Origin of the sequence: Solicola gregarius (genome assembly GCF_025790165.1) — a bacterium.
Classification (GTDB): Bacteria; Actinomycetota; Actinomycetes; order Propionibacteriales; family Nocardioidaceae; genus Solicola; species Solicola gregarius.
The window spans coordinates 4,560,665-4,585,238 of the sequence record NZ_CP094970.1 but is presented as its reverse complement, the minus strand read 5'-3'; the positions used below and the strand labels follow the sequence as shown (position 1 = coordinate 4,585,238).

Annotated in this window: 19 protein-coding genes and 3 rRNA genes; 19 read left to right on the top strand and 3 right to left on the bottom strand. The window is 67.1% G+C overall.

All coding sequences use genetic code 11. The annotated features are described in order from the left end of the window. Positions 1-138 precede the first annotated feature (138 nt). Positions 139-1,050, bottom strand: coding sequence for a hypothetical protein (locus L0C25_RS22350; RefSeq protein ID WP_271634005.1), 912 nt, complete (start codon positions 1,048-1,050; stop codon positions 139-141). Positions 1,051-1,275: 225 nt separating this feature from the next. Between L0C25_RS22350 and argC the strand changes: the two genes are divergently transcribed. The 7 genes from argC (at position 1,276) to argH (ending at position 8,574) form a co-directional block, all read left to right on the top strand. Beyond that, on the top strand, positions 1,276-2,319 hold the full coding sequence (gene argC, locus L0C25_RS22345) for an N-acetyl-gamma-glutamyl-phosphate reductase (RefSeq protein WP_271634004.1): 1,044 nt from the start codon (positions 1,276-1,278) through the stop codon (positions 2,317-2,319). Between the two features lie 52 nt (positions 2,320-2,371). After that, the gene (gene argJ / locus L0C25_RS22340; protein WP_271634002.1) at positions 2,372-3,523 is read left to right on the top strand and encodes a bifunctional glutamate N-acetyltransferase/amino-acid acetyltransferase ArgJ; all 1,152 of its coding nucleotides are present in this window, start codon (positions 2,372-2,374) and stop codon (positions 3,521-3,523) included. A gap of 108 nt (positions 3,524-3,631) precedes the next feature. After that, entirely contained in the window at positions 3,632-4,489 is an 858-nt protein-coding gene (gene argB, locus L0C25_RS22335; RefSeq protein WP_271636880.1) for an acetylglutamate kinase, read from the top strand. After that, positions 4,486-5,658 (top strand): acetylornithine transaminase, encoded by a 1,173-nt coding sequence (locus tag L0C25_RS22330; RefSeq protein WP_271634000.1) that lies wholly within the window; start codon positions 4,486-4,488, stop codon positions 5,656-5,658. Before argB ends, L0C25_RS22330 begins: the two co-directional genes overlap by 4 nt. After that, positions 5,655-6,641 (top strand): ornithine carbamoyltransferase, encoded by a 987-nt coding sequence (locus tag L0C25_RS22325; protein ID WP_271633999.1) that lies wholly within the window; start codon positions 5,655-5,657, stop codon positions 6,639-6,641. The genes L0C25_RS22330 and L0C25_RS22325 overlap by 4 nt, the downstream gene beginning before the upstream one ends. Continuing rightward, a complete protein-coding gene (locus L0C25_RS22320) occupies positions 6,638-7,177 on the top strand; it encodes an arginine repressor (protein WP_271633998.1) in 540 nt (179 codons plus the stop codon). The genes L0C25_RS22325 and L0C25_RS22320 overlap by 4 nt, the downstream gene beginning before the upstream one ends. Continuing rightward, on the top strand, positions 7,177-8,574 hold the full coding sequence (gene argH / locus L0C25_RS22315) for an argininosuccinate lyase (RefSeq protein ID WP_408641654.1): 1,398 nt from the start codon (positions 7,177-7,179) through the stop codon (positions 8,572-8,574). Before L0C25_RS22320 ends, argH begins: the two co-directional genes overlap by 1 nt. Position 8,575: 1 nt before the next feature. On the opposite strand, the gene L0C25_RS22310 is transcribed toward argH, so the two are convergent. Then, complete coding sequence (locus L0C25_RS22310) at positions 8,576-9,658, bottom strand: hypothetical protein (RefSeq protein ID WP_271633995.1); 1,083 nt, start codon at positions 9,656-9,658, stop codon at positions 8,576-8,578. 143 nt (positions 9,659-9,801) lie between these two features. Between L0C25_RS22310 and L0C25_RS22305 the strand changes: the two genes are divergently transcribed. The 7 genes from L0C25_RS22305 (at position 9,802) to L0C25_RS22275 (ending at position 18,583) form a co-directional block, all read left to right on the top strand. Then, positions 9,802-10,413: a DNA-3-methyladenine glycosylase gene (locus L0C25_RS22305; protein ID WP_271633994.1), complete on the top strand. Its 612-nt coding sequence runs from the start codon at positions 9,802-9,804 to the stop codon at positions 10,411-10,413. Between the two features lie 43 nt (positions 10,414-10,456). Next, positions 10,457-11,710, top strand: coding sequence for a tyrosine--tRNA ligase (tyrS, locus tag L0C25_RS22300; RefSeq protein ID WP_271633993.1), 1,254 nt, complete (start codon positions 10,457-10,459; stop codon positions 11,708-11,710). A 565-nt stretch (positions 11,711-12,275) separates the two neighbouring features. Further along, a 16S ribosomal RNA gene (locus L0C25_RS22295) occupies positions 12,276-13,794 on the top strand. A 319-nt stretch (positions 13,795-14,113) separates the two neighbouring features. Beyond that, positions 14,114-17,213: ribosomal RNA gene (locus tag L0C25_RS22290) — 23S ribosomal RNA — on the top strand. Between the two features lie 62 nt (positions 17,214-17,275). Continuing rightward, positions 17,276-17,392 (top strand): 5S ribosomal RNA (gene rrf, locus L0C25_RS22285). Together the 16S, 23S and 5S rRNA genes form the textbook arrangement of a ribosomal RNA operon. A 94-nt stretch (positions 17,393-17,486) precedes the next feature. Beyond that, positions 17,487-18,152, top strand: a complete 666-nt coding sequence (locus L0C25_RS22280) for a tetratricopeptide repeat protein (protein WP_271633992.1) — start codon at positions 17,487-17,489, stop codon at positions 18,150-18,152. A gap of 86 nt (positions 18,153-18,238) precedes the next feature. After that, positions 18,239-18,583: a single-stranded DNA-binding protein gene (locus L0C25_RS22275; protein WP_271633990.1), complete on the top strand. Its 345-nt coding sequence runs from the start codon at positions 18,239-18,241 to the stop codon at positions 18,581-18,583. On the opposite strand, the gene L0C25_RS22270 is transcribed toward L0C25_RS22275, so the two are convergent. Beyond that, positions 18,578-19,792, bottom strand: coding sequence for a DUF1015 family protein (locus L0C25_RS22270; protein WP_271633989.1), 1,215 nt, complete (start codon positions 19,790-19,792; stop codon positions 18,578-18,580). The genes L0C25_RS22275 and L0C25_RS22270 overlap by 6 nt on opposite strands. A gap of 32 nt (positions 19,793-19,824) precedes the next feature. Between L0C25_RS22270 and L0C25_RS22265 the strand changes: the two genes are divergently transcribed. Genes L0C25_RS22265 through recN form a run of 5 tightly spaced genes read left to right on the top strand, consistent with a single transcriptional unit; the run spans position 19,825 to position 24,574 of the window. Beyond that, positions 19,825-20,883, top strand: a complete 1,059-nt coding sequence (locus tag L0C25_RS22265) for an HAD-IIA family hydrolase (protein ID WP_271633988.1) — start codon at positions 19,825-19,827, stop codon at positions 20,881-20,883. Between the two features lie 28 nt (positions 20,884-20,911). Next, complete coding sequence (locus tag L0C25_RS22260; RefSeq protein WP_271633987.1) at positions 20,912-21,103, top strand: hypothetical protein; 192 nt, start codon at positions 20,912-20,914, stop codon at positions 21,101-21,103. Beyond that, complete coding sequence (locus tag L0C25_RS22255) at positions 21,100-21,921, top strand: TlyA family RNA methyltransferase (protein ID WP_271633985.1); 822 nt, start codon at positions 21,100-21,102, stop codon at positions 21,919-21,921. Before L0C25_RS22260 ends, L0C25_RS22255 begins: the two co-directional genes overlap by 4 nt. Next, the gene (locus L0C25_RS22250; RefSeq protein ID WP_271633984.1) at positions 21,921-22,859 is read left to right on the top strand and encodes an NAD kinase; all 939 of its coding nucleotides are present in this window, start codon (positions 21,921-21,923) and stop codon (positions 22,857-22,859) included. The genes L0C25_RS22255 and L0C25_RS22250 overlap by 1 nt, the downstream gene beginning before the upstream one ends. Further along, the gene (gene recN, locus L0C25_RS22245) at positions 22,859-24,574 is read left to right on the top strand and encodes a DNA repair protein RecN (RefSeq protein WP_271633983.1); all 1,716 of its coding nucleotides are present in this window, start codon (positions 22,859-22,861) and stop codon (positions 24,572-24,574) included. The genes L0C25_RS22250 and recN overlap by 1 nt, the downstream gene beginning before the upstream one ends.

The window sequence follows — 24,574 nt, the reverse complement described above, 5'->3', positions numbered from 1 at the left end:
CGCCAGTGAAGACGGATCTTTAGACGTGGCGGTCGGCGAGCCCGACGGACTAGCGGTGACGGATCCTTAGACCTGACGGTCGACATACGGGTGGAGCGTCTAAAGATCGGTCCGGCTCGGCACGGCAGACCGCCCGGCTCAACGCGACCAGCCACCGCGACCCAGCATTCGCTCGAGCTGGTCGCCGACGATGGTCTGCTCATGGCGTACGGCGTACGACGAGAACATGATCAACCTCGGGCCGACGATCGTGATCTCATTGGCGCGCAGGAGATCGGCATCCCACTGTGGTACGCGAAGATGCGGAATCCCGTGAATCTCGCACGCCGTGTCGTACTCGAGCCACTCGACGTCCAGGTAGTACTTCCCGTCATTGCGCCGGGCGACCGCCTGGCGCGTGGGCGGTGGGAGTCCGCGATCGATACGGATGAGGTCGAAGTCGCGTTCCGGCAACGACTGGATCCCGCCCGCGGCGTCGAGAATGCTCTGGACGATCAGGGCACGGTGCCGGCACGGTCCGCGTCGCGACAGCGCGTCGCGGAGATTGTGCGTGTTGGTGAGCCGCTGCTGAACTCCGCTCAGCACTATGGCGCGTGCCCGTCGCCGGTTGTCCTGCCAGGCGGCGAAGTCGACCAGGCTCCGCGCGACTCGCGTACGTCGCGGTCGGAGCAGTGGGTGGACATCTCGTTCTTCGAGCATGGTGCTGAAATGGGGGACCACGTCGGTATTGAGCGGGCGCCGATTTCCTTCGCGAAGTACGACGTGCGGTTGCGGTTCGTCGAAGCCGTCGAATCCATCCCAACGCAGGGCGGTCTGCCCCGCGAGTGCGGAGCCACGAGGACACGACAGCAAGGCGACCCAGTCGCGCTGGTCGGGCGTCAGCGGTCCGTTGTGCACGACGACGACGCCGCGGACCGGCCGCGACCAGCGCGAACCGGCGATGTTGCGACGCACCGTCGAGCGGCTGTACAGCGACTCGGCCTGCGCGGTGGTGAGCACGCCAAGCTGTTCGAGGACGGTGGGGTGAGGTGGGTCGAGAAGGAGGGTCACACCCACAAGATGCAGCCGCGACTCCGTTGCCGGTCGATCGTCGACCGTTGCCTGTGGAAAGCCACCGATCTTGAGACATAGCGGCTCGCATACGGGCGTACGGTCTAAAGTTCCGTCCCCGCCACCGCGGCACGAGGTCTAAAGATCGGTCCCGGTCCGCCGCGGCGCCACGTCTAAAGATCCGTCTCCGCGCGCTTGCATAAACCTGCAACACTCTGCATAATAATGCAGGTGACGACCTCTACCACCACCGTAGCCGTCGCCGGAGCGAGCGGGTACGCGGGCGGCGAACTGCTCCGCCTGCTGCTCGGGCATCCGCACGTCGAGATCGGCGCGGTCACCGCTGCCGGAAACGCCGGTACGCCGCTGGGTGCGCACCAGCCACACCTGGTTCCGCTCGCCGACCGCGTACTCGCCCCGACGGATGCCGAGACCCTTGCCGGGCACGATGTCGTGTTCCTCGCGTTGCCACACGGCGCGTCGGCCGAGATCGCCGCGACGCTGAGCGACGAGACGCTCGTGATCGACTGCGGCGCCGACTTCCGCCTCGACGACGCCGACGAATGGGCGTCGTTCTACGGCGGCGACCATGCCGGCACCTGGCCCTACGGCCTACCCGAGCTCCCGGGCCAGCGGGCGAAGCTGCAGAACGCCACCCGCATCGCCGTCCCCGGGTGCTTCCCGACGGCGTCGACGCTCGCCCTGCTGCCGGCCGTGAGCGCGGGACTGGTCACCGACGACATCACCGTCGTCGCCGCAACGGGCACGTCCGGTGCGGGCCGCGGCCTCAAGGCGCACCTACTCGGCTCGGAGGTGATGGGCCAGCTCAGCTCGTACGGTGTCGGGGGAGTGCACCGCCACACGCCCGAGATCGAGCAGAACCTCCGCGCGACCGGCGCGGCGGCACCACGCGTGTCGTTCACGCCCGTGCTCGCACCGACCGCGCGCGGCATCCTCGCCACCTGCACCGCGCCCATAGCCGACGGGGTGACGGCGGCCGACGTACGCACCGCGTACGAGAAGGCGTACGCGAGCGAGCCGTTCGTGCACCTGCTGCCCGAAGGCACCTGGCCGCAGACGCAGGCGACGATCGGTGCCAACGCCGTGCACGTCCAGGCGACCGTCGACGACCGCGTCGGCCGGCTCGTCGCGATCTCGGCGGAGGATAACCTCGCGAAGGGGACCGCCGGAGGTGCGATCCAGTCGATGAACATCGCCCTCGGCCTTCCGGAGCAGGCGGGCCTGACGACGGTGGGGCTGGCACCGTGAGCGGCGAGACCACGGCAGGCGACGGACGAGGACCCAGCGTGAAGGTGACGAGATGACTGTGACAACTCCGCAGGGATTCCGCGCGGCCGGCGTCGCCGCCGGACTCAAGTCCACCGGGGCTCCCGACATGGCCGTGATCGTCAACGACGGACCGCTCGACGCCGCGGCGGCGGTGTTCACGTCCAATCGCTGCAAGGCGAACCCGGTGCTGTGGAGCGAGCAGGCGATCCGAGGAGGCACCGCGCGTGCCGTCGTCGTCAACTCCGGCGGCGCCAACTGCTACACCGGGCCCGACGGATTCGCGATCACCCACGCGACCGCGGAGACGGTCGCGACCGAGCTCGGGGTCGGCGCGGTCGACGTCCAGGTCTGCTCGACCGGTCTCATCGGCATGCTCAACGACCGCGACCACGTACTCGCCGGCGCGGCCGAGGCGGCACGGAAGCTCGGCACGGACGGCGGCGCGGCCGCGGCCCGGGCGATCATGACCACCGACTCGCACCCGAAGAACGCGGTCGCGACCGGCACCGGCTACACCGTCGGCGGCATCGCGAAGGGCGCCGGCATGCTCGCGCCCCAGCTCGCCACCATGCTGGTGTTCCTGACCACCGACGCCGAGGTCACGGCGGCCGAGCTCGACCGCGCCCTGCGTTCGGCGACCGCGCCGACGTTCGACCGGCTCGACTCCGACGGCTGCCAGTCGACGAACGACACCGTGCTGCTGATGGCGAGCGGCGCGAGTGGCGTACGCCCCGACCCGGTCGAGTTCGCCGAGGCTGTACGCGCGGTGTGCCACGATCTCGCCATGCAGCTGCTCGGCGACGCCGAGGGCGCCGACCACGAGATCACCATCGATGTACGCAACGCCGCGAGTGAGGCGGACGCGCTCGAGGTGGGCAGGTCGGTCGCGCGCAGCAACCTGTTCAAGTGCGCGGTGTTCGGCAACGACCCCAACTGGGGCCGGGTGCTCGCCTCGATCGGTACGACGGCCGCGGCCTTCGACCCCGCAGACCTCGACGTCGCTCTCAACGGCGTGTGGGTCTGCACCTCGAGCGGACCGGGTGAGCCGCCGGACAAGGTCGACATGGGCGAGCGGCAGGTGACCGTCGAGATCGACCTCAAGGCGGGCACCGAATCCGCGACGATCTGGACCAACGACCTCACGCACGCGTACGTGCATGAGAACTCCGCCTACTCGAGCTGAGCGATGGATACCGACAACCCGGACGACACAGTGCCGAACGAACAAGTACGCGAGTCGTGGAAGCGCGCGACCGACAAGGCCGCGACGCTGGCAGAGGCGCTGCCGTGGATGAAGCGGTACCACGGGAAGACGGTCGTGGTGAAGTACGGCGGCAACGCCATGACCGACGATGAGCTGAAACAAGCGTTCGCCGAAGACATCGTCTTCCTCCGCTACGCCGGCTTCCGGCCCGTCGTCGTGCACGGCGGTGGGCCGCAGATCAGCTCGATGCTCGACCGGCTCGGCATCGAGTCGGAGTTCCGCGGCGGCTTGCGCGTCACGACGCCCGAGGCGATGGATGTCGTACGCATGGTCCTGGTCGGCCAGGTCGGCCGCGAGCTCGTCGGACTCCTCAACCAGCACGGCGCCATGGCCGTCGGCCTCTCGGGTGAGGACGCCGGACTGTTCACCGCAGAGCGCACCAACACCATGGTCGACGGCGAGGAGGTCGACCTCGGGCTCGTGGGCGAGGTCGCGGAAGTACGTCCGGAGGCCGTGCTCGACCTGATCGACGCCGGCCGCATCCCGGTCGTCTCGTCGGTCGCACCCGATACGGATGGTGTGGTGCACAACGTGAACGCAGACACTGCCGCCGCCGCGCTCGCGGTCGCACTCGGCGCCGACAAGCTGATGGTGCTGACCGACGTCGAGGGCCTCTTCGCCGACTGGCCCGACAGCGACGACGTCATCGCAAAGATCGGCGTCGACGCGCTCTCGAACCTGATGCCGACCCTCGCGAGCGGCATGGTTCCGAAGATGGGGGCCTGCCTGGCGGCGGTTCGGGGCGGTGTCTCCGGCGCGACCGTCGTGGACGGGCGGGAGCTGCACGCGGTCCTGCTGGAGATCTTCACCGATGACGGCGTGGGCACGCAGGTGTTGCCCGAGATCGAGACGAAGGTACGCGCGTCGATAAGGAGCCAATCGTGACCGAGAGTGCGAGCTGGACGCAGCGATACGCCGCGAGCCTGATGAATACGTTCGGCCCGCCCAAGCTGGTGCTCGAGCGCGGCGACGGCGCGCGGGTGTGGGACGCCGACGGCAACGAGTACCTCGACCTGCTCGGCGGCATCGCGGTGAACGTGCTCGGGCACAACCACCCGGCACTCGTGACCGCGATCGCCGACCAAGCGACGAAGCTCGTGCACGTCTCCAACTTCTTCACCACCCCTTCGCAGGTCGAGCTCGCCGAGCGGCTGCTCGGACTCGTCGGCGCGGAAGGCCAGGTGTTCTTCACCAACTCCGGCACGGAGGCCAACGAGGCGGCGTTCAAGCTGACCCGCCGCACCGGGCGTACGAAGATCGTCGCGGCCCGCGACGGGTTCCACGGCCGCTCGATGGGAGCGCTCGCGCTGACCTGGAAGCCCGCGTACCGCGAGCCGTTCGAGCCGCTTCCGGGCGACGTCGAGTTCGTACCGTACGGCGACCTCGACGCACTCGCGGCCGCCGTCGACGACGAAACGGCCGCCGTCGTTCTCGAGTCGATGCAGGGGGAGGCCGGCGCGATCGTCCCGCCCGACGGCTACCTTGCCACCGCGCGTTCACTCACCACCGAGCACGGTGCGTTGCTCTGGCTCGACGAGGTGCAGACGGGGGTCGGGCGCACGGGTGACTGGTTCGGCTACCAGGCATCGGGCATCACGCCGGACGTGATCACCGTCGCCAAGGGTTTGGGCGGCGGCGTGCCGATCGGTGCGTGCATCGGTGTCGGCGCGGCCGGATCGCTGCTGCAGCCCGGCAACCATGGCACGACGTTCGGCGGCAACCCGCTCGCGACGGCCGCGGCACTCGCGGTCCTCGACACCATCGAGAAGGACGCCCTCCTCGACCATGCGGCAACGCTCGGCCGGCGGCTGCGAGACGCCGTATCCGGCCTGCCCCACGTACGCGATGTGTCCGGCCGCGGCCTGCTGATCGGGATCGGCCTCGACACCGAGATCGCCGCAGCAGTGCACGACCGCTCCCTCGCCGCGGGGCTCATCCTCAACGCCTGCGGGCCCGCGCGACTACGGCTCGCGCCCCCGTTCGTCCTCACAGAGGAGCAGGCCGATCGGGCCGTCGCGATCCTCGCCGCCGTCCTGAAAGAGACACCCCTATGAGGCACTTCCTGCGTGACGACGACATCACGCCCGCCGAGCAGACCGCGATCCTCGACCTCGCCGACGCGTTCCGTAACGACCGCTTCCACCGTCGCCCGCTCGACGGCCCGCGGTCGGTGGCGGTGTTGTTCGACAAGCCCTCCACGCGTACGCGCGTCTCGTTCGCCGTCGGCATCGCCGAGCTCGGTGGCAACGCGGTCGTCCTGGACGCGGGCGCGACGCAGCGCGGGCGGGGCGAGCCGGTCGCAGACACCGCGCGCGTGCTCGATCGCATGACCGACGCGATCGTGTGGCGCACGTTCGCGCAGTCCGACCTCGACGACATGGCCGCGGTCGCGTCCGTACCCGTGGTGAATGCGCTGAGCGACGACTTCCACCCGTGCCAGCTGCTGGCAGACCTGCAAGTGGTGCGTCAGCACAAGGGCCGACTGGCCGGCCTGACCCTCGCGTACGTCGGCGACGGCGCCAACAACATGGCGCACTCGCACCTGCTGGCCGGTGCAACGGCCGGGCTCAACGTACGCATCGGGTGTCCGGAGTCACTGTCGCCCCGCGCCGACGTCGTCGCCGCCGCCGAGCGGATCGCGGACGCGACCGATGGGTCGGTGCTCGTCACCGATGACATCGCGAAGGCGGTCTCGGGAGCCGACGTCGTCGCGACCGACACCTGGGTCTCGATGGGCCAGGAGGTGGAGCGGCGAGGAGAGAGCGAGGGACGAGCGGGTCGACGAGCGCGACAAGACAGTGACGAGCAGTCCGAGCGTATCCAGACGCTGCGGCCGTACGCGATCACGAAGGAGACGATGCGGCTCGCGGCCTCCGACGCGATCGTGCTGCACGACCTACCCGCGTACCGAGGCTACGAGATAGACGCGGACGTCCTCGACGGCACGCAGAGCGTCATCTGGGACGAGGCCGAGAACCGGCTGCACGCCCAGAAGGCGCTGCTCACCTGGCTGCTGGCCGAGGGGGAGCGCGGATGACGATCCCGTCGACCAAGGGTGCTCGCCAGCAGCTGGTCGTCGATCTGCTCGGGCGCCAGCAGGTCAGGTCGCAGGCACACCTGGCCGATCTGCTCGCAGCGGAGGGCGTCGACGTCACCCAGACCACGCTGTCGCGCGACCTCGTCGAGCTCGACGCCGTCAAGGTGCGCGACGAGACGGGAGCGCTCGTGTACGCCGTGCCGGGGGAGGGCGGCGATCGTACGCACATCGCGGGCACCCTGAGCCACGCGGCGCAGTCGCGGTTGGCCCGGCTCGCGCACGAGCTGCTGGTCTCGGCCGATGCGTCCGCGAACCTCGTCGTGCTCCGCACGCCGCCCGGCGCGGCGCAGTTCTTCGCGTCGGCGATCGACCATGCCGAGGGCGACGACCTGCTCGGCACGATCGCGGGCGACGACACGGTGCTGGTCATCACCCGCGAACCCGACGGCGGCGAGGACGTCGCCCGCCGGTTCACGGCTCTGGCGGCCGTGGCCGCAGACCCGCAGCACGCCGGACCTACCGCGAGGGACTCATGATGAGCGATCAGAAACTGTGGGGCGCGCGGTTCGAGGGCGGGCCATCACCCGAGCTCGCCGCGCTGTCGAAGTCGACGGATTTCGACTGGCGGCTCGCGCCGTACGACCTGGCCGGCTCGCGCGCGCATGCCCGAGTGCTCGCCCGGGCGGGCCTGCTGAGCGACGACGACCTCACGGCGATGCTTGCCGGCCTCGACGCACTCGCCGCGGACGTCGACTCGGGCGCGTTCACCGCCGCCGACGGTGACGAGGACGTGCACAGCGCACTCGAGCGCGGTCTGCTGGAGCGACTCGGCTCCGAGCTCGGCGGCCGGCTGCGCGCCGGACGGTCGCGCAACGACCAGGTGGCGACGCTGTTCAAGATGTACCTTCGCGACCAGGCACGGACGATCTCGGGCCTCGTGCTCGACGTCGTCGAGGCGCTCGCTAGCCACGCCCGTACCCATCTCGGCGTCGCGATGCCGGGGCGTACGCACCTGCAGCACGCACAGCCCGTGCTGCTGTCGCACCACCTGCTGGCGCACGCGTGGCCGCTCGTACGCGATGTGCAGCGGCTGCGCGACTGGGATGCGCGGCTGGCGACTGACTCGCCGTACGGCTCGGGGGCGCTTGCGGGTTCCTCCCTCGGGCTCGACCCCGAGCGGGTTGCGGCCGATCTCGGCTTCGACGGGTCGAGCGCCAACTCCATCGACGGCACGGCCGCGCGCGACTTCGCGGCGGAGTTCGGCTTCGTCACGGCGATGATCGGCATCGACGTGTCGCGGCTGGCCGAGGAGGTCATCATCTGGGCGACGAAGGAGTTCGACTTCGTCGTACTCCACGACGCGTACTCGACCGGGTCGAGCATCATGCCGCAGAAGAAGAACCCCGACATCGCCGAGCTGGCGCGCGGCAAGGCCGGCCGGCTCGTCGGCAACCTGAGCGGGCTGCTCACGACGCTCAAGGCGCTGCCACTCGCGTACAACCGCGACCTGCAGGAGGACAAGGAGCCGGCGGTCGACTCGATCGAGACGCTCAAGGTCCTGCTGCCGGCGTTCGCGGGAATGATCGCGACCCTGCGCTTCAACACCGAACGCATGGAGGCACTTGCACCGCAGGGGTTCTCGCTCGCGACGGACGTCGCCGAGTGGCTCGTACGCGAAGGGGTCCCGTTCCGCGAGGCGCACGAGCTGTCCGGTGCGTGCGTACGCGCGTGCGAGGCGGCCGACAAGGAGCTGTGGGACCTCACCGACGCCGACCTGGCAGAGATCTCACCGCACCTGACGCCCGGCGTACGCGAGGTGCTGAGCGTCGAAGGATCGATCGCCTCCCGTGACGGCCGCGGCGGTACCGCACCGGTCCGGGTGGGGGAGCAGCTCGACGAGCTGGCCGACGCGGTGGCGCGCCTGCGCGCCTGACCTACGACTTCGCCTTGCGCGCAACCTTCTGGATCAGACCCTCGTCCTTCGCGGCGGCCTCCAGCTGGGCGATCTTGCGACCGCGTCGGGCCGACCGCCGTGCAAGCGCTGCGATCGCGTCGATCGCCGCGTCGAGGAGCTCGGCGTCGGCGACCTCGTTCGCATCCGGCGGTGGTTCCTTGAACTTCGCACTGGTGAGGTCATCGAGGTCGCCGACCACGTCGAAGCCGAGCTTGCTGACCTGCCGGGCGATGGCACGCGACTCGCGGCGCGCCGTGTCGAACGTCGCGCGGTCGATCGACACCCGGGTCTTTCCGGAGCGCTGGTTCAGGGCCTCTTCTGCCAGGAAGTGCTTGAGCTCGGGCCGGCGGTCGTGCACGGACAGCTCCGACTCCGGCAGCTCGTTCACCCTGCGAAGCAGCTCGACCTCGACCTGACCCATCGACTGGTTGCCCCGCGGCTGTGTCGTCGACGTACCTTCGGGGTCGACACCGAGGACCGAGCAGAAGCGCTCCCACAGCAGCTCCCGCGGTGAGCCGGACGGCGGCACCGTCACGACGTGGATCTGCTCGGGTGGCAGGACCTTCGCCCACGACCGCAGGCTGCGCAATGCGCGCGTACGTTTGCGCAGCAGCCGGGCATCGTCGTCGACGACCGACTTGCAGAACGCCGGCCAGGTACCGGCAGAGCCGTTCTTCACCGACTCCTGCCAGTCGGCGGAGACGACGCCGGTGAGGTCGCGCAGCGTGAAGATGACGTGCAGCTCGCGTCCGGCGAGGTCGTCGCGGATGCGCTCGTTCTGCTCTGTCGTCGCAAGCGAGTAGCGCTCGTGGGACAGCACCGCGTCACCCTCGAAGTGGAGCGCGTCCTTGACCAGTGACGCCCACACGCCGGTGGGCACCTTGGAGGCGCGTGCAGCCTTGCGTTGCGTGATCTCGCTCGCGGCGTCGTAGTGCTGTTTCGTACGCCGCACGACGAGCAGACCCCGACCCCGGAGCACTTGCCGGTTGCGGTGCAGAAGGCTCTGCAGGTACGTGGTTCCCGTCTTCGGTGGGCCTACGTGGAGAAAGGCTTTGTGCGTCACAGTGCGGCGTCCATTAGGTCGCGGGCGTGGCCGAGCACGAGTCTATCCACGACGATTCCCGGTTGCGACGAGGGACGCCACGACCGGTCGACTCGGCCCGTGCTCGCGACGGTGTCGGCGGCTGCGGGAGACTCTGGTTCGTGATGAGTGAGGCGCAGGTACGTGAGCGGCTGACGCGACCTGCCGACGAGGTCGCACCCGACCTGCTCGGGTGGACGCTCCGCCATACGACCCAGGACGGCACGGTCGCGATCGTGCTGACGGAGGTGGAGGCCTACCTCGGCGAGGCGGACCCCGCCTCGCATGCGTATCGCGGCCCGACCGGTCGCAACGCGGTGATGTTCGGGGTCGCGGGCCATCTCTACACCTATCGCTCGTACGGCATCCACTGGTGCTGCAACGTCGTCACCGGCGTCGACGGGCGTGCGAGTGCCGTCCTCTTGCGTGCCGGCCGGGTCGTCGAGGGCCACGATCTCGCCCGCGAGCGCCGCGGGCCGCGCGTCGCCGAGCGCGCACTCGCCCGCGGACCCGGCTGTCTCGCTCAGGCGCTCGGACTCAGTAGTGAGCAATACGGCGCGGACCTCATCGGGGATGGTCCCGTACGCCTCCGTCCGGGCGCGACCGTCGACTCGGCGCGAGTTGGGACGGGGCACCGGGTCGGCGTACGCCTCGCGGCGGACGTGCCGTGGCGGTTCTGGCTCGATGGCGAGCCGTCCGTCTCGGCGTACCGCCGCAGCCCGCGTGCGCCGGCGTAGGGGACAATCGGGTGGATACCAGACGACTCCGGAGGAGACGCACGTGACACACGTACTCGACGATCTCGACGCGCGCGGGCTGATCGCGCACTCGACGGAGCGTGACGCGCTTCGTACCGAGCTGTCGGGCGGGTCGATCGCGTTCTATGTGGGCTTCGACCCGTCGGCGCCCAGCCTCCACATCGGCAATCTGCTGCAGTTGTTGACCGCGCGGCGCCTTCAGCTCGCCGGACACCGTCCGCTGATCCTCGTCGGTGGCTCCACGGGCCTCATCGGCGATCCGAAGGAGACCGGCGAGCGCGTGATGAACCCGAAGGAGGTCGTCGCCGAGTGGGTGCAACGCATCCGCGACCAGGTGTCGCGCTACGTCGACCTCGACGGTGAGCACGCGGCGACGGTGGTGAACAACCTCGACTGGACCCAGGAGATCAACGTACTCGACTTCCTGCGCGATGTCGGCAAGCACTTCCCGGTGAACCGGATGCTCGACCGCCAGGTGGTCAGCACTCGTGTCGAGTCGGGCATCAGCTACACCGAGTTCAGCTACGTACTACTGCAGTCGTTGGACTACCTCGAGCTCCATCGTCGGTACGGCTGCGTACTGCAGACCGGAGGTAGCGATCAGTGGGGCAACATCACCGCCGGCGTCGAGCTGGTCCGTCGGGCCGATGGCGACCGGGTGCACGCGATGGCAACTCCGTTGATCACGAAGGCCGATGGCACGAAGTTCGGCAAGACCGAGTCCGGCACTGTCTGGATCGACCCGGAGCTGACCTCGCCGTACGCGTTCTACCAGTCGTGGATCCAGGCGGAGGACGTGAAGGTGGGCGAGTACCTCAAGCAGTTCACGTTTCTCGGCGTCGACGAGGTCGATGCCCTGATGACCGAGCACAGCGAGCGGCCCGGCGCCCGGGCGGCACAGCGACGACTCGCATCCGAGGTGACGCGCATCGTGCACGGCGACGCCGAGACCGACGCCGCGGAGCAGGCCTCGGCCGCATTGTTCGGGCGAGGCGAGCTCGCCGCCCTTCCGGAGTCGACACTGCGGGCCGCTCTGAGCGAAGCCGGTCTCGTCCCGATGGCGGCCGACGACACCGTGCTCGATGCGCTTGTCCGGACCGAGCTCGTCGAGAGCCTCTCGGCAGGGCGCCGCGCAGTCCGCGACGGCGGCGCGTACGTGAACAACGAACGAGTGACCGATCCCGATCTGCCACTCGCAAAGGCCGGCCTGCTCCATGAGCGGTACGGAGTACTGCGCAAGGGGAAGCGATCCGTCGCCGGAGTAGAGGCGCACTGAGCGGTGGCAGCAGGTGGCCGCACCACTCACGAAACCGTGCCGTGCAAACAGCGCAACGCGCTGACCTGCGAAAACGCGGTGTTCCGACGGGTCAAGGGGACCCCGATTTGACCCCCTGTGCACGTGTGCGTAATGTTCTGTCTGTCGCCGAGAGCGGCGGGACACAAGGCCGGAAGGTCGGGTGGCCGGCTCGGGTGACTCCCCCCAAAGGAAGCCTCGACCGAGGCCTTCGAGTTACGACTCGGAGTCGTCGCGGTCGCTGCCTCATGGGCGGGGACGGAGCAGCCAGCCCCGGATTTGACCGGGTCAGGGCGATCCGGTAAGTTAGACGAGTTGCCCCGGAGCGGATGACCGCAAGGTCTACGCGAAGGTGTGCGTCTGATCCTTGAGAACTCAACAGTGTGCCAAAAGTCGACGATTTAGTCAGTTATACCCCGTCGATCGGCGAGCTTCGGCTCAATGATCGATGGATCGATTCCAGACAAAATTATTTGTCAGCAAGTAATTTGTCAGGCATCAACAAACCGTAGATTTTCGTCATCGCTTCGGCGGTGATGGCAAGTCTTCAACGGAGAGTTTGATCCTGGCTCAGGACGAACGCTGGCGGCGTGCTTAACACATGCAAGTCGAGCGGTAAGGCTCCTTCGGGAGTACACGAGCGGCGAACGGGTGAGTAACACGTGAGCAATCTGCCCTTCACATTGGGATAACCCCGGGAAACTGGGGCTAATACCGGATACCACCACCGATGGCATCTTCGGTGGTTGAAAGCTCCGGCGGTGAAGGATGAGCTCGCGGCCTATCAGCTTGTTGGTGAGGTAATGGCTCACCAAGGCGACGACGGGTAGCCGGCCTGAGAGGGTGACCGGCCACACTGGGACTGAGACACGGCCCAGACTCCTACGGGAGGCAGCAGTGGGGAATATTGGACAATGGGCGAAAGCCTGATCCAGCAACGCCGCGTGAGGGATGACGGCCTTCGGGTTGTAAACCTCTTTCAGCAGGGACGAAGCGAAAGTGACGGTACCTGCAGAAGAAGCACCGGCCAACTACGTGCCAGCAGCCGCGGTAATACGTAGGGTGCGAGCGTTGTCCGGAATTATTGGGCGTAAAGGGCTCGTAGGCGGTTTGTCACGTCGGAAGTGAAAACTCAGGGCTTAACCCTGTTCGTGCTTCCGATACGGGCAGACTAGAGGTAGGCAGGGGAGAACGGAATTCCTGGTGTAGCGGTGGAATGCGCAGATATCAGGAGGAACACCGGTGGCGAAGGCGGTTCTCTGGGCCTATTCTGACGCTGAGGAGCGAAAGCATGGGGAGCGAACAGGATTAGATACCCTGGTAGTCCATGCCGTAAACGTTGGGCGCTAGGTGTGGGGCTCATTTCCACGAGTTCCGTGCCGCAGCTAACGCATTAAGCGCCCCGCCTGGGGAGTACGGCCGCAAGGCTAAAACTCAAAGGAATTGACGGGGGCCCGCACAAGCGGCGGAGCATGCTGATTAATTCGATGCAACGCGAAGAACCTTACCTGGGTTTGACATATAGGGAAAACTCATAGAGATATGAGGTCCGTAAGGGCCCTATACAGGTGGTGCATGGCTGTCGTCAGCTCGTGTCGTGAGATGTTGGGTTAAGTCCCGCAACGAGCGCAACCCTCGTCCTATGTTGCCAGCACGTAATGGTGGGGACTCATAGGAGACTGCCGGGGTCAACTCGGAGGAAGGTGGGGATGAGGTCAAGTCATCATGCCCCTTATGTCCAGGGCTTCAAGCATGCTACAATGGCCGGTACAATGGGCTGCGAATCCGCAAGGTGGAGCGAATCCCAAAAAGCCGGTCTCAGTTCGGATTGGGGTCTGCAACTCGACCCCATGAAGTCGGAGTCGCTAGTAATCGCAGATCAGCAACGCTGCGGTGAATACGTTCCCGGGCCTTGTACACACCGCCCGTCACGTCATGAAAGTCGGCAACACCCGAAGCCGGTGGCCCAACCCTTGTGGAGGGAGCCGTCGAAGGTGGGGCTGGCGATTGGGACGAAGTCGTAACAAGGTAGCCGTACCGGAAGGTGCGGCTGGATCACCTCCTTTCTAAGGAGCAACTGGCGATCGACCTCGAGTCGAATCGTCCACGGCACCGTTTACCAGGCGAATGTCCTGGTGCGGCGCAGCTCACTAGTGGAACGTCGATTATTTGGCTCGGTCGAACGGAGCCGTGGTTAGTACACCCGCAAGGGCAGGAACCTCCACTGCGACGTCCGGTTCGAGCCAGGCACACTGTTGGGTCCTGAGGGATCAGGCAGTAAAACTCCCTCTGGACCACACATCACCACGCAGACTCTGCGTGGCATGCGTGTGGGACCGCCCGTATCTTGAGAACTTCACAGTGGACGCGAGCATCTAGTAGTAACAACAAGCTACTAAGAGCACATGGTGGATGCCTAGGCATCGAGAGCCGAAGAAGGACGTAGGAGCCTGCGATAAGCCCCGGGAAGTTGGCAACCGAGCTGTGATCCGGGGATTTCCGAATGGGGAAACCCAGCTGGAGTCATGTCCAGTTACCGTCATCTGAACACATAGGATGCACGGAGGGAACGTGGGGAAGTGAAACATCTCAGTACCCACAGGAAGAGAAAACAAAAGTGATTCCGATAGTAGTGGCGAGCGAAATCGGAACAGGCTAAACCGCGCAGGTGTGATAGCCGGCAGGCGTTGCCTGCGCGGGGTTGTGGGGCCACATTGGTGATTCTGCCGAATCACCGAAGAGTCATAAACCGTATGTGAAGTCGAAGCGGACTGGAAAGTCCCGGCGTAGCGGGTGATACCCCCGTAGACGTAAGCATACGGCTCTTATGTGATACCCCGAGTAACACGGAACCCCTGAAATTTCGTGTGAATCTGGCGGGACCACCCGTTAAGCCTAAATACTCCTCGATGACCGATAGCGGACTAGTACCGTGAGGGAAAGGTGAAAAGTACCCCGGGAGGGGAGTGAAATAGTACCTGAAACCATGTGCTTACAATCCGTTGGAGCGGTTCCTTGTGAATCGTGACAGCGTGCCTTTTGAAGAATGAGCCTGCGAGTTAGTGATATGTGGCGAGGTTAACCCATGAGGGGAAGCCGTAGCGAAAGCGAGTCCGAACAGGGCGATTGAGTCGCATGTCCTAGACCCGAAGCGGAGTGATCTATCCATGGGCAGGTTGAAGCGCGGGTAAGACCGCGTGAAGGACCGAACCCACCAGGGTTAAAAACCTGGGGGATGACCTGTGGATAGGGGTGAAAGGCCAATCAAACTCCGTGATAGCTGGTTCTCCCCGAAATGCATTTAGGTGCAGCGTCGCGTGTTCCTTTCCGGAGGTAGAGCACTGGATGGCCTAGGGGGCTCACCAGCTTACTGAAGTCAACCAAACTCCGAATGCCGGAAAGTCAAGCGCGGCAGTGAGACTGCGGGGGATAAGCTCCGTAGTCGAGAGGGAAACAGCCCAGACCATCGGCTAAGGCCCCTAAGCGATTGCTAAGTGGAAAAGGATGTGGAGTCGCACAGACAACCAGGAGGTTGGCTTAGAAGCAGCCACCCTTGAAAGAGTGCGTAATAGCTCACTGGTCAAGTAACTCCGCGCCGACAATTTAGCGGGGCTCAAGCAATCCGCCGAAGCCATGGCGTCTACGCGTGAACTAGGCCTTCGTGGTCCAGGTGCGTGGACGGGTAGGGGAGCGTCGTGTGGCGAGTGAAGCGGCAGGGTGACCTAGCCGTGGACGCTACACGAGTGAGAATGCAGGCATGAGTAGCGAAAGAAGAGTGAGAAACTCTTCCACCGAATGACCAAGGGTTCCAGGGTCAAGCTAATCTTCCCTGGGTAAGTCGGGACCTAAGGCGAGGCCGACAGGCGTAGTCGATGGACAACGGGTTGATATTCCCGTACCGGCGCTGACGCGACCATGCTGAACCCAGTGATGCTAAGTGCCCAAATCCGCGGAGCTCTTCGGAGCGAGGCGGAGGAGCGCACGACCCGAACTGGTAGTAGGCAAGCGATGGGGTGACGCAAGAAGGTAACTCAACCGTGCCGATGGTAGAGCACGGGCAAGGTTGTAGGGCGAGTCGTAGGTAAATCCGCGGCTCATGCGCCTGAGAACCGACGCCGAGTCGTATTAGACGAAGTGAGTGATCCTATGTTGCCGAGAAAAGCCTCTAGCGAGTTTCAGAGCCGCCCGTACCCTAAACCGACTCAGGTGGTCAGGTAGAGAATACTAAGGTGATCGAGTGAACCATGGTTAAGGAACTCGGCAAAATGCCCCCGTAACTTCGGGAGAAGGGGGGCCGGATTCGTGATGGGACTTGCTCCCGGAAGCGATGATGGCCGCAGAGACCAGGCCCAAGCGACTGTTTATTAAAAACACAGGTCCGTGCGAAGAAGAAATTCGATGTATACGGACTGACGCCTGCCCGGTGCTGGAACGTTAAGGGGACGTGTTAGCTGGCAACAGCGAAGCACAGAACTTAAGCGCCAGTAAACGGCGGTGGTAACTATAACCATCCTAAGGTAGCGAAATTCCTTGTCGGGTAAGTTCCGACCTGCACGAATGGCGTAACGACTTGGGCGCTGTCTCAACCATGGACTCGGCGAAATTGCAATACGAGTAAAGATGCTCGTTACGCGCGGCAGGACGGAAAGACCCCGGGACCTTTACTACAACTTGGTATTGGTGTTTGGTTCAATTTGTGTAGGATAGGTGGGAGACTGCGAAGCATGGACGCCAGTTCGTGTGGAGTCAACGTTGAAATACCACTCTGATTGTACTAGATATCTAACCTAGGTCCGTTATCCGGATCAGGGACAGTGCCTGGTGGGTAGTTTAACTGGGGCGGTTGCCTCCTAAAGTGTAACGGAGGCGCCCAAAGGTTCCCTCAGCCTGGTTGGCAATCAGGTTTCGAGTGTAAGTGCACAAGGGAGCTTGACTGTGAGAGAGACATCTCGAGCAGGGACGAAAGTCGGGACTAGTGACCCGGCGCCGGCAAGTGGAAGCGGCGTCGCTCAACGGATAAAAGGTACCCCGGGGATAACAGGCTGATCTTCCCCAAGAGTCCATATCGACGGGATGGTTTGGCACCTCGATGTCGGCTCGTCGCATCCTGGGGCCGGAGTAGGTCCCAAGGGTTGGGCTGTTCGCCCATTAAAGCGGCACGCGAGCTGGGTTTAGAACGTCGTGAGACAGTTCGGTCCCTATCCGCCGCGCGCGTAGGAAACTTGAGAAAGGCTGTCCCTAGTACGAGAGGACCGGGATGGACGAACCTCTGGTGTGCCAGTTGTTCTGCCAAGAGCACCGCTGGTTAGCTACGTTCGGAAGTGATAACCGCTGAAAGCATCTAAGCGGGAAGCACGTTTCAAGATGAGGTTTCCCACTGGTTTACCAGGTAAGGCCCCCAGCAGACCACTGGGTTGATAGGCCGGAGGTCGAAGGCAGTAATGCACGTAGCCGACCGGTACTAATAGGCCGAGGGCTTGTTTACACTAGATTTTTGCGCGTCCACTGTGAGGTTCCTGAGATATGGTCGGGATATCTCCATAGAGTTTCGGCGACCATGGCGAAGGGGAAACACCCGGTTACATTCCGAACCCGGAAGTTAAGCCCTTCAGCGCCGATGGTACTGCACGGGAGACTGTGTGGGAGAGTAGGACGTCGCCGGACATTACTTTGACAGTGGGGCCGCCTTCGGGCGGCCCCACTGCTTTTTTGTGTGCCCTCGTGGAGGGTGCGCGTGCTTTCGTGGAAGGATTGCCCCGTGGACACCCCCGAGATTCCCGATGAGGTGACGGCCCGTTCCGTGGATCGGCACGTGCGGCGCTCGCTGCAGAGCCTGCCGGAGCGTACGGCCGATCTGGTGGCCCGGCACCTGGCGATGGCGGGCCTGCTGATCGAGGAGGACCCGGCGCTGGCGTACCGGCACGCACTCGCCGCTCGGGAGAAGGCGTCCCGGATCGCGGTCGTTCGGGAGGCGTGTGGCGAGACGGCGTACGCGGCGGGTGAGTACGCGGAGGCGCTGCGGGATCTGCGTGCCGCGCGTCGGATGAACGGCCACGTCGACTACCTGCCGATGCTCGCGGACTGCGAGCGCGCGCTCGGGCGCCCGGAACGCGCGCTGGAGCTCGACTCGCCACAGGCGCGCGAGAAGCTGGATCCGGCCGGCGTCGCCGAACTGGCCATCGTGGTCGCGGGCGCCCGCCGCGACCTCGGCCAAGCGGAGGCCGCCGCGCGAGCGCTGGAACGGGAGTCCCTGCACTCGTCCTCGCGCGACCCATGGGTCGCGCGGCTCCGGTACGCCTACGCGGACGTGCTCCTGGAGCTCGGTAGGACCCAAGAGGCGATCGAGTGGTTCCACCGGACCGTCGCGGTCGACGGAAATCGTGCGACCGACGCGGAGGAAAGGCTCGAAACCCTCCACAGCTGAGCGTGGTTCAGGGCGTTTTCCACAGCCTCTTCGGCGTAGCGAACAGGTGCGTCGTCGGGGCGGCATCCTCAAGGTGAGGAGGCCCGATGGAACCAGCAGATATCCCCTACGAGAACGCCGTCCGGCTCTGTGGCCGCGTGGCTCGTGAGCCGGTCGAACGTACGCTCCCGAGCGGTGACACGCTCAGCACGATGCGAGTCATCGTGCGACGAAGCAAGCGCGCCCGTCGCCGAAGTCGGATCACCGTGGACGCGTTCGAGTGTGTCGCCTGGACGACGCGGCTGCAGCGTGCGCTTGCCCGGCTCGGGCCCGACGACGTCGTGGTGATCGAAGGTGAGCTGCGCCGTCGCTTCAGGCGAGTCGCGGGTGCTCCGGTCAGCAGGATCGAGATCGAGCTGTCCGCATGTCGCACCGTCGAGCGGGCGTCATGAGTCGTCCCACGTCCGGAACACGGTGCCGATCAGCGGCTTCGGGCCGAATGACGTCGCCTTGCGCGGGAGTGGACGCTGGTCGTGGGCCGCCGCGATGACAGCGTCGATACTCGGCGCTGGCAGGAGGACGGCGACCCCCGCGGTCGCCGTCAGCGCGATCGCCTCGTCGAGCCCGTGTACGTAACCGACGTCGCCCTCGGGCACGTCCCAGCGCGCGAGCCAGCCGCTGTGCAGGTGGCAGACGGCAAGCTCCGGTGCCGCGCAGGCGGCGTTCGGCAGGGCCGGTGTGACGGCGTAGAACTCGCCGCCAGAGTGCAGCACGCATCCCGCCGTCGGTCCGTCGTCGAGGTACGCGAGGGCGTCGGATCGACCCGCCAGCGCCACGCACCGCACTGCCGGTGAACCGATGACCCGGTCCAGCTCGAGACCCGAGAGGACGCGGTGGATCGCACCGAGGCGGATCCCCGGCTGCCGAGCATCCGAGAGCAGCGCGAGGGCCCGGCCGGCCGGCCCCGACCTCGACCGTTCCGCGAGCCGTGACCACGCGGCATGTCGGTGATGTCCGTCGGCGATGAGCGCGGGTTCGTCGGGTATCGCCCGGACGATGCGCGCCTGGGTGGCGGGTTCGACGACCCGCCACAGCCGATGAGCGCCGCCCGTCGGCTCCGGGATCGTCAGGTCCGGCGGCCGGACCGTCACGTCTGTCAGCACGCCGAGCAGCGACGGCGCGTCGCGATGCAGCGCCAGGATCGGCTCGACCTGTGCACGGGTCGTGCGCTCGAGCGTCTCCTGGGTATCGACATGGGAGGCGATGACCTCCTCATGGTCGAGGAACGGTCCGTCTCCGCCGGGCAGCAGATCGACGACCGCGATCACCGCGAGTACGTCCGCACCGTCGCCGGGTTGGGAGTACACGTACATTGCCGGCTCGTCATCGGCACGCAGGACGCCGTCCGCGAGCCAGTCGGTGAGGGTCGTACGCGCTCGTTCTGCGCCCTCCTCCGGCTGACCCGCGAACGCCGGGGCCAGCAGGTGCAGGATGTGATGTTGGTCGATCGTGCCGAGCAGGTCCGCCGGCAGGCTCGACCACGAGGTCGGCGGCGTGAACGTGAGGTCGGCAAGGGCTCCGGCACGCTCGGCATAGGTGACTCCGCGGAATGGGCCGACCCGCATGATGTCGCGCGTCGGACCTGCCTGCCAAGATGTCACCGCTGCATCCTATGCATTGGGAGGAGAAGCCGATGACCACAGCCGCGGGTGAGCGCGCGCGACCGGTGGAGTCGCTTGCCGCATGCACATCGGCGCTGGTGTCCGCCTACGACGTCGTCATGCTCGACCTCGACGGAGTGGTGTACGTCGGAGAGGGCGCCGTACCGCACGCGCCGGAGATCCTCCGCGCGCTCCGCGACGATGCACGCCTCGCGTACATCACGAACAACGCCTCGCGCACCCCGGCCGCGGTGGCGGCGCGCCTCGTCGGGATCGGCATCGACGCGGACGCGTCCGATGTCGTCACCTCCGCGCAGGCAGTGTCGCGGCTGGTCGCCGAACGAGTGCCGCATCGCGCGACCGTGCTGCTCATCGGCGGGGAGGGCCTGCACGATGCGCTGCTCGAGCGCGGACTCGTGGTCACGGCGAGCGCGGCCGACGGCCCGGCGGCGGTCGTGCAGGGCTTCAGCCCACGGCTCGACTGGCGTCAGCTCGCCGAAGGGGCGTACGCGATCGGCGCGGGCATCCCGTGGTTCGCGAGCAACGCCGACCTCTCCGTGCCGACTCCCCGGGGACTGGCGCCGGGCAACGGCGCGTTCGTTGCCGCCCTCGCGGCGGCAACCGGTGCGCGTCCACTCGTGGCGGGCAAGCCAGAGCCCGCGCTGTTCGACGAGACCCTGCTGCGGGTCGGTGGCTCCCGACCGATCGTCGTCGGCGACCGTCTCGACACCGATATCGAAGGGGCCAACCGGGTCGGCGCAGACAGCCTGTGCGTGCTCACGGGTGTCAGTGACATCGCCGACGTGGCCGCGGCGCCACCGATGCTGCGGCCGACGTACGTCGGGCCCGATCTGCGGGCGCTCACCGAGCCTCAGCCGGCGGTCGAACGCGAGGAGGCGTGGCAGGTGTGCGGCGGGATCCGCGCCCGCGTCACGGATGACCGCATCGAGCTCGCGGGTGCACCCGACGATGCGCGGTACGCGGACGCGACCTGTGCGCTGCGAGCGACGCTCGCGGCGTGCTGGGCAGCCGACGGAGACGTGGCCGACCTGACCGGCGCGGCCGCGTTGGTCGAGCGCTTCGTGCGATGATGCAGCGACACGACGAAACGGGAGACTCATGACCGCGCCTCAGGAGGAAGAGCCGACGCGCACCGGCCATGCACGCGTCGATGCGGCGATGGAGCGGCTCCGCGGACTCGAGAACGAGCCGGTCGGCTCCCATGCCGGCATTTACGAGTCCGTGCACGACGAGCTCCGCGACTCGCTGACCGAAGCGGGCACGGAGAACGGATCCGTTCCGGGCCAGTGACCAAGCGACTCCGACTCGACGCCGAGCTCGTACGCCGCGGTCTCGCACGTTCCCGCGAAGAGGCGAGCACGCTCATCGCCGACGGCGCGGTCACCGTTGGCGGCCTGATCGCACAGAAGCCGGCCACCGGTGTCTCGACGGACCAGGCGATCGTCGTACGCGAGCGCGACGAGACGCCGTCGTACGCGTCGCGCGGCGCGCACAAGCTCATCGGCGCACTCGACGAGTTCGGGCCGGACGGACTCGAGGTCGAGGGGCGCCGCTGTCTCGACGCCGGCGCGTCGACCGGTGGCTTCACCGATGTGCTGCTTCGTCGCGGTGCGGCATCGGTGGTGGCCGTCGACGTCGGCTACGGCCAGCTCGCGTGGTCATTGCGCAACGATCCGCGTGTCGAGGTGCACGACCGGACGAACGTGCGGCACCTGAGCACGGAGCAGATCGGGGGCGCCGTCGACCTCGTCACCTCCGATCTGTCCTTCATCTCGCTGACGGTCGTCCTCCCGGCGTTGTCCGCCGTGTCCACCGACGGCGGCGACCAGGTGCTGATGGTCAAGCCGCAGTTCGAGGTGGGGAAGGGCCGGCTCGGCAAGAACGGCGTCGTACGCGAACCCGCATTGCGGGTGGAGGCGATCCTGTCGGTCTGCGGCCGGGCCGCAGAGCTCGGCTGGGGCACCCGCGGCCTCGCCGCGAGCCCACTGCCCGGCCCGGCGGGTAACGTCGAGTACTTCTGCTGGCTGCGTCGCGATGCCGATCCGGCGGACCCCGAGCACGCCGCGGCGGTCGTTGCCGGCGGACCCGACGGTGAGAAGGTGACCTAGTGACGACAACCGGAGGAGACGACGTTCGCCGCGTGCTCGTCGTGTCGCACACCGGGCGTGCGGCGGCCGGTGAGGTCGCGGCGGCGTTCGTCCGCCGCATTCGCGAGGCGGGCATCCGCACCCGCGTCCTCGACGACGAGCGGTCCTACCTGGAGCGGTACGGGCTCGGCGACGTCGAGTCGTGTCCGGCAGACGACAAGGCCGCGAGCGACTGCGAGCTCGTGGTCGTCTTCGGCGGCGACGGCACCATCCTGCGCGGCACCGAGCTCGCTCGGTCCGCGGAGACGCCCCTGCTCGGGGTCAACCTCGGCCACGTCGGGTTCCTGGCCGAGTCCGATGTCGACGATCTCGACATCACCGTCGACCATGTCGTCGCCCGCGAGTACACCGTGGAGGAGCGCCTCACGCTCGACGTGGACGTCACGGTCAACGGCGATCGCGTCGCACATACGTGGGCGCTGAACGAGGCGTCGGTCGAGAAGGCGGCCCGCGAGCGGATGCTGGAGGTCGTCGCCGAGGTCGACGGACGGCCGCTGTCGCGATGGGGCTGCGACGGGGTCATCTGCGCGACGCCTACCGGCTCGACCGCCTACAGCTTCAGTGCGGGCGGCCCCATCCTGTGGCCCGACGTCGAGGCGATCGTGATGGTGCCGATCAGCGCGCACGCGCTGTTCGCCCGCCCGATGGCGATCTCGCCCGACGCCACCCTCGCGATCGAGGTCCTTGCCGGCACTCTCGGCTCGGGCGTGCTGTGGTGCGACGGCCGCCGTACATTCGAGCTGCCGCCCGGCGCCCGGGTCGAGGTACGCCGTGGCCGGCATCCCGTACGCCTTGCGCGGATGCATCGCGCGAGCTTCACGGATCGGCTGGTGCGCAAGTTCGAGCTGCCGGTCGCCGGCTGGCGTGGCCGCAGCGTCTCCGGGCCGGGAGACGCCTGATGTGGGAGGAGATCAGGCTGAGCTCGCTGGGTGTCATCGACGAGGCCGCGCTCGATCTCGACCCCGGCCTGACGGTGATCACCGGCGAGACGGGGGCCGGCAAGACGATGGTCGTGAGCGCCCTCAACCTGCTCCGGGGCCGCCGGGCCGAGAGCACGCTGGTGCGCCAGGGCGCAAAACGCAGCCGGGTCGAGGCGCGACTCGACACCTCAGCAATCGAGGGCATCGCCGACGCCGCCCTCGAGGCCGGCGGCGAGGTCGAGGAGGGCAGCCTGATCGTCGGCCGCACCGTCTCGGCGGAGGGCCGTTCCCGTGCGTTCGTCGGTGGTGCGTCGGTTCCGGCGTCGGTGCTCGGCGCGATCAGCGAGCGCGCGGTGGCGGTGCACGGGCAGTCCGACCAGAACCGGCTGCTGCGCACCGATGCACAACGCGGTGCGCTCGACCAATTCGCCGGCGCGGCGGTCGCCGACCTGCTCACCGAGTTCACTCCCGCGTACGAGCGGCTGCGGGCGGTCGAGAGGGAGATCGCCGAGCTCACCACGAATGCGCAAGAACGCGCCCGCGAGCTCGATCTGCTCCGGTTCGGCCTCACCGAGATCGACGAGGTCGCGCCCGAGGCCGGCGAGCTGGACGCGCTGGTGGCCGAGGAGGACCGCCTCGCCAATGCCGAGGCGCTGGTGACATCCGCGCACGCCGCGCACGTACGCCTGACCGGCGACGCCGAGTCCGCCGAGCCGGGCGCGGACGCCGCCGGCCTCGTTGCGGGTGCACAGTCGGCGCTCGACGCCGCCGCCGGGCACGACACGGAGCTGGAACGCCTCGCGTCGAGGGTCGCCGAGATCGGCTACCTGATCGCCGACACGTCCGCGGAGCTCGGTGCGTACGCCGACTCGGTCGAGGCCGATCCGGTGCGGCTCGACGGCGTACAGTCGCGGCGCGCCGCGATCACGGCGCTCCTGCGCAAGTACGGCACCACCGTCGACGACGTGCTCGGGTGGGCGGACGACGCCCGCAAGCGCAGCGGCGAGCTCGACGGTGACGACGATCGCATCGACGGCCTGTCCACCGAGCGCGACGAGCTGACCGCCCGCCTGCTCGACCTCGGTGTACGCCTGCGCGCCGCGAGAGGAGAAGCCGCCGAGCGGCTCACCAAGCTGGTGGATGCGGAGCTGACCGAGCTCGCGATGCCGCACGCGCACGTCGAGGTGAGCGTCGACGGCCCGGGCGAGCCGTCGGCGGCCGACCTCACGCCCCATGGGCTCGACTCCGTCGAGATCGGCTTCGCGGCCAATCGCGGGTCGCCCGCGCTGCCTCTCAACAAGGGCGCCAGCGGGGGAGAGCTGTCGCGGGTGATGCTCGCCCTCGAGGTGGTGCTCGCCGACACCTCGACCGTGCCGACGCTGGTGTTCGACGAGGTCGACGCGGGCATCGGCGGCAAGGCTGCCGTCGAGGTCGGTCGCCGCCTCGCCCGACTGGCCCGCAGTGCCCAGGTCATCGCGGTGACGCACCTGCCGCAGGTCGCGGCCTTCGCCGACCGCCACTACCGGGTCGTCAAGTCCGACGACGGCACGGTCACGACGAGCGGGATCAGCATGCTCGATGCCGACGCCCGGGTCGAGGAGCTGTCGCGGATGCTCGCCGGTCTGGAGGGCTCGGCGACCGCCGAGGCACACGCCCGCGAGCTGCTCGATCTCGCCACACAGACACGGCACTGA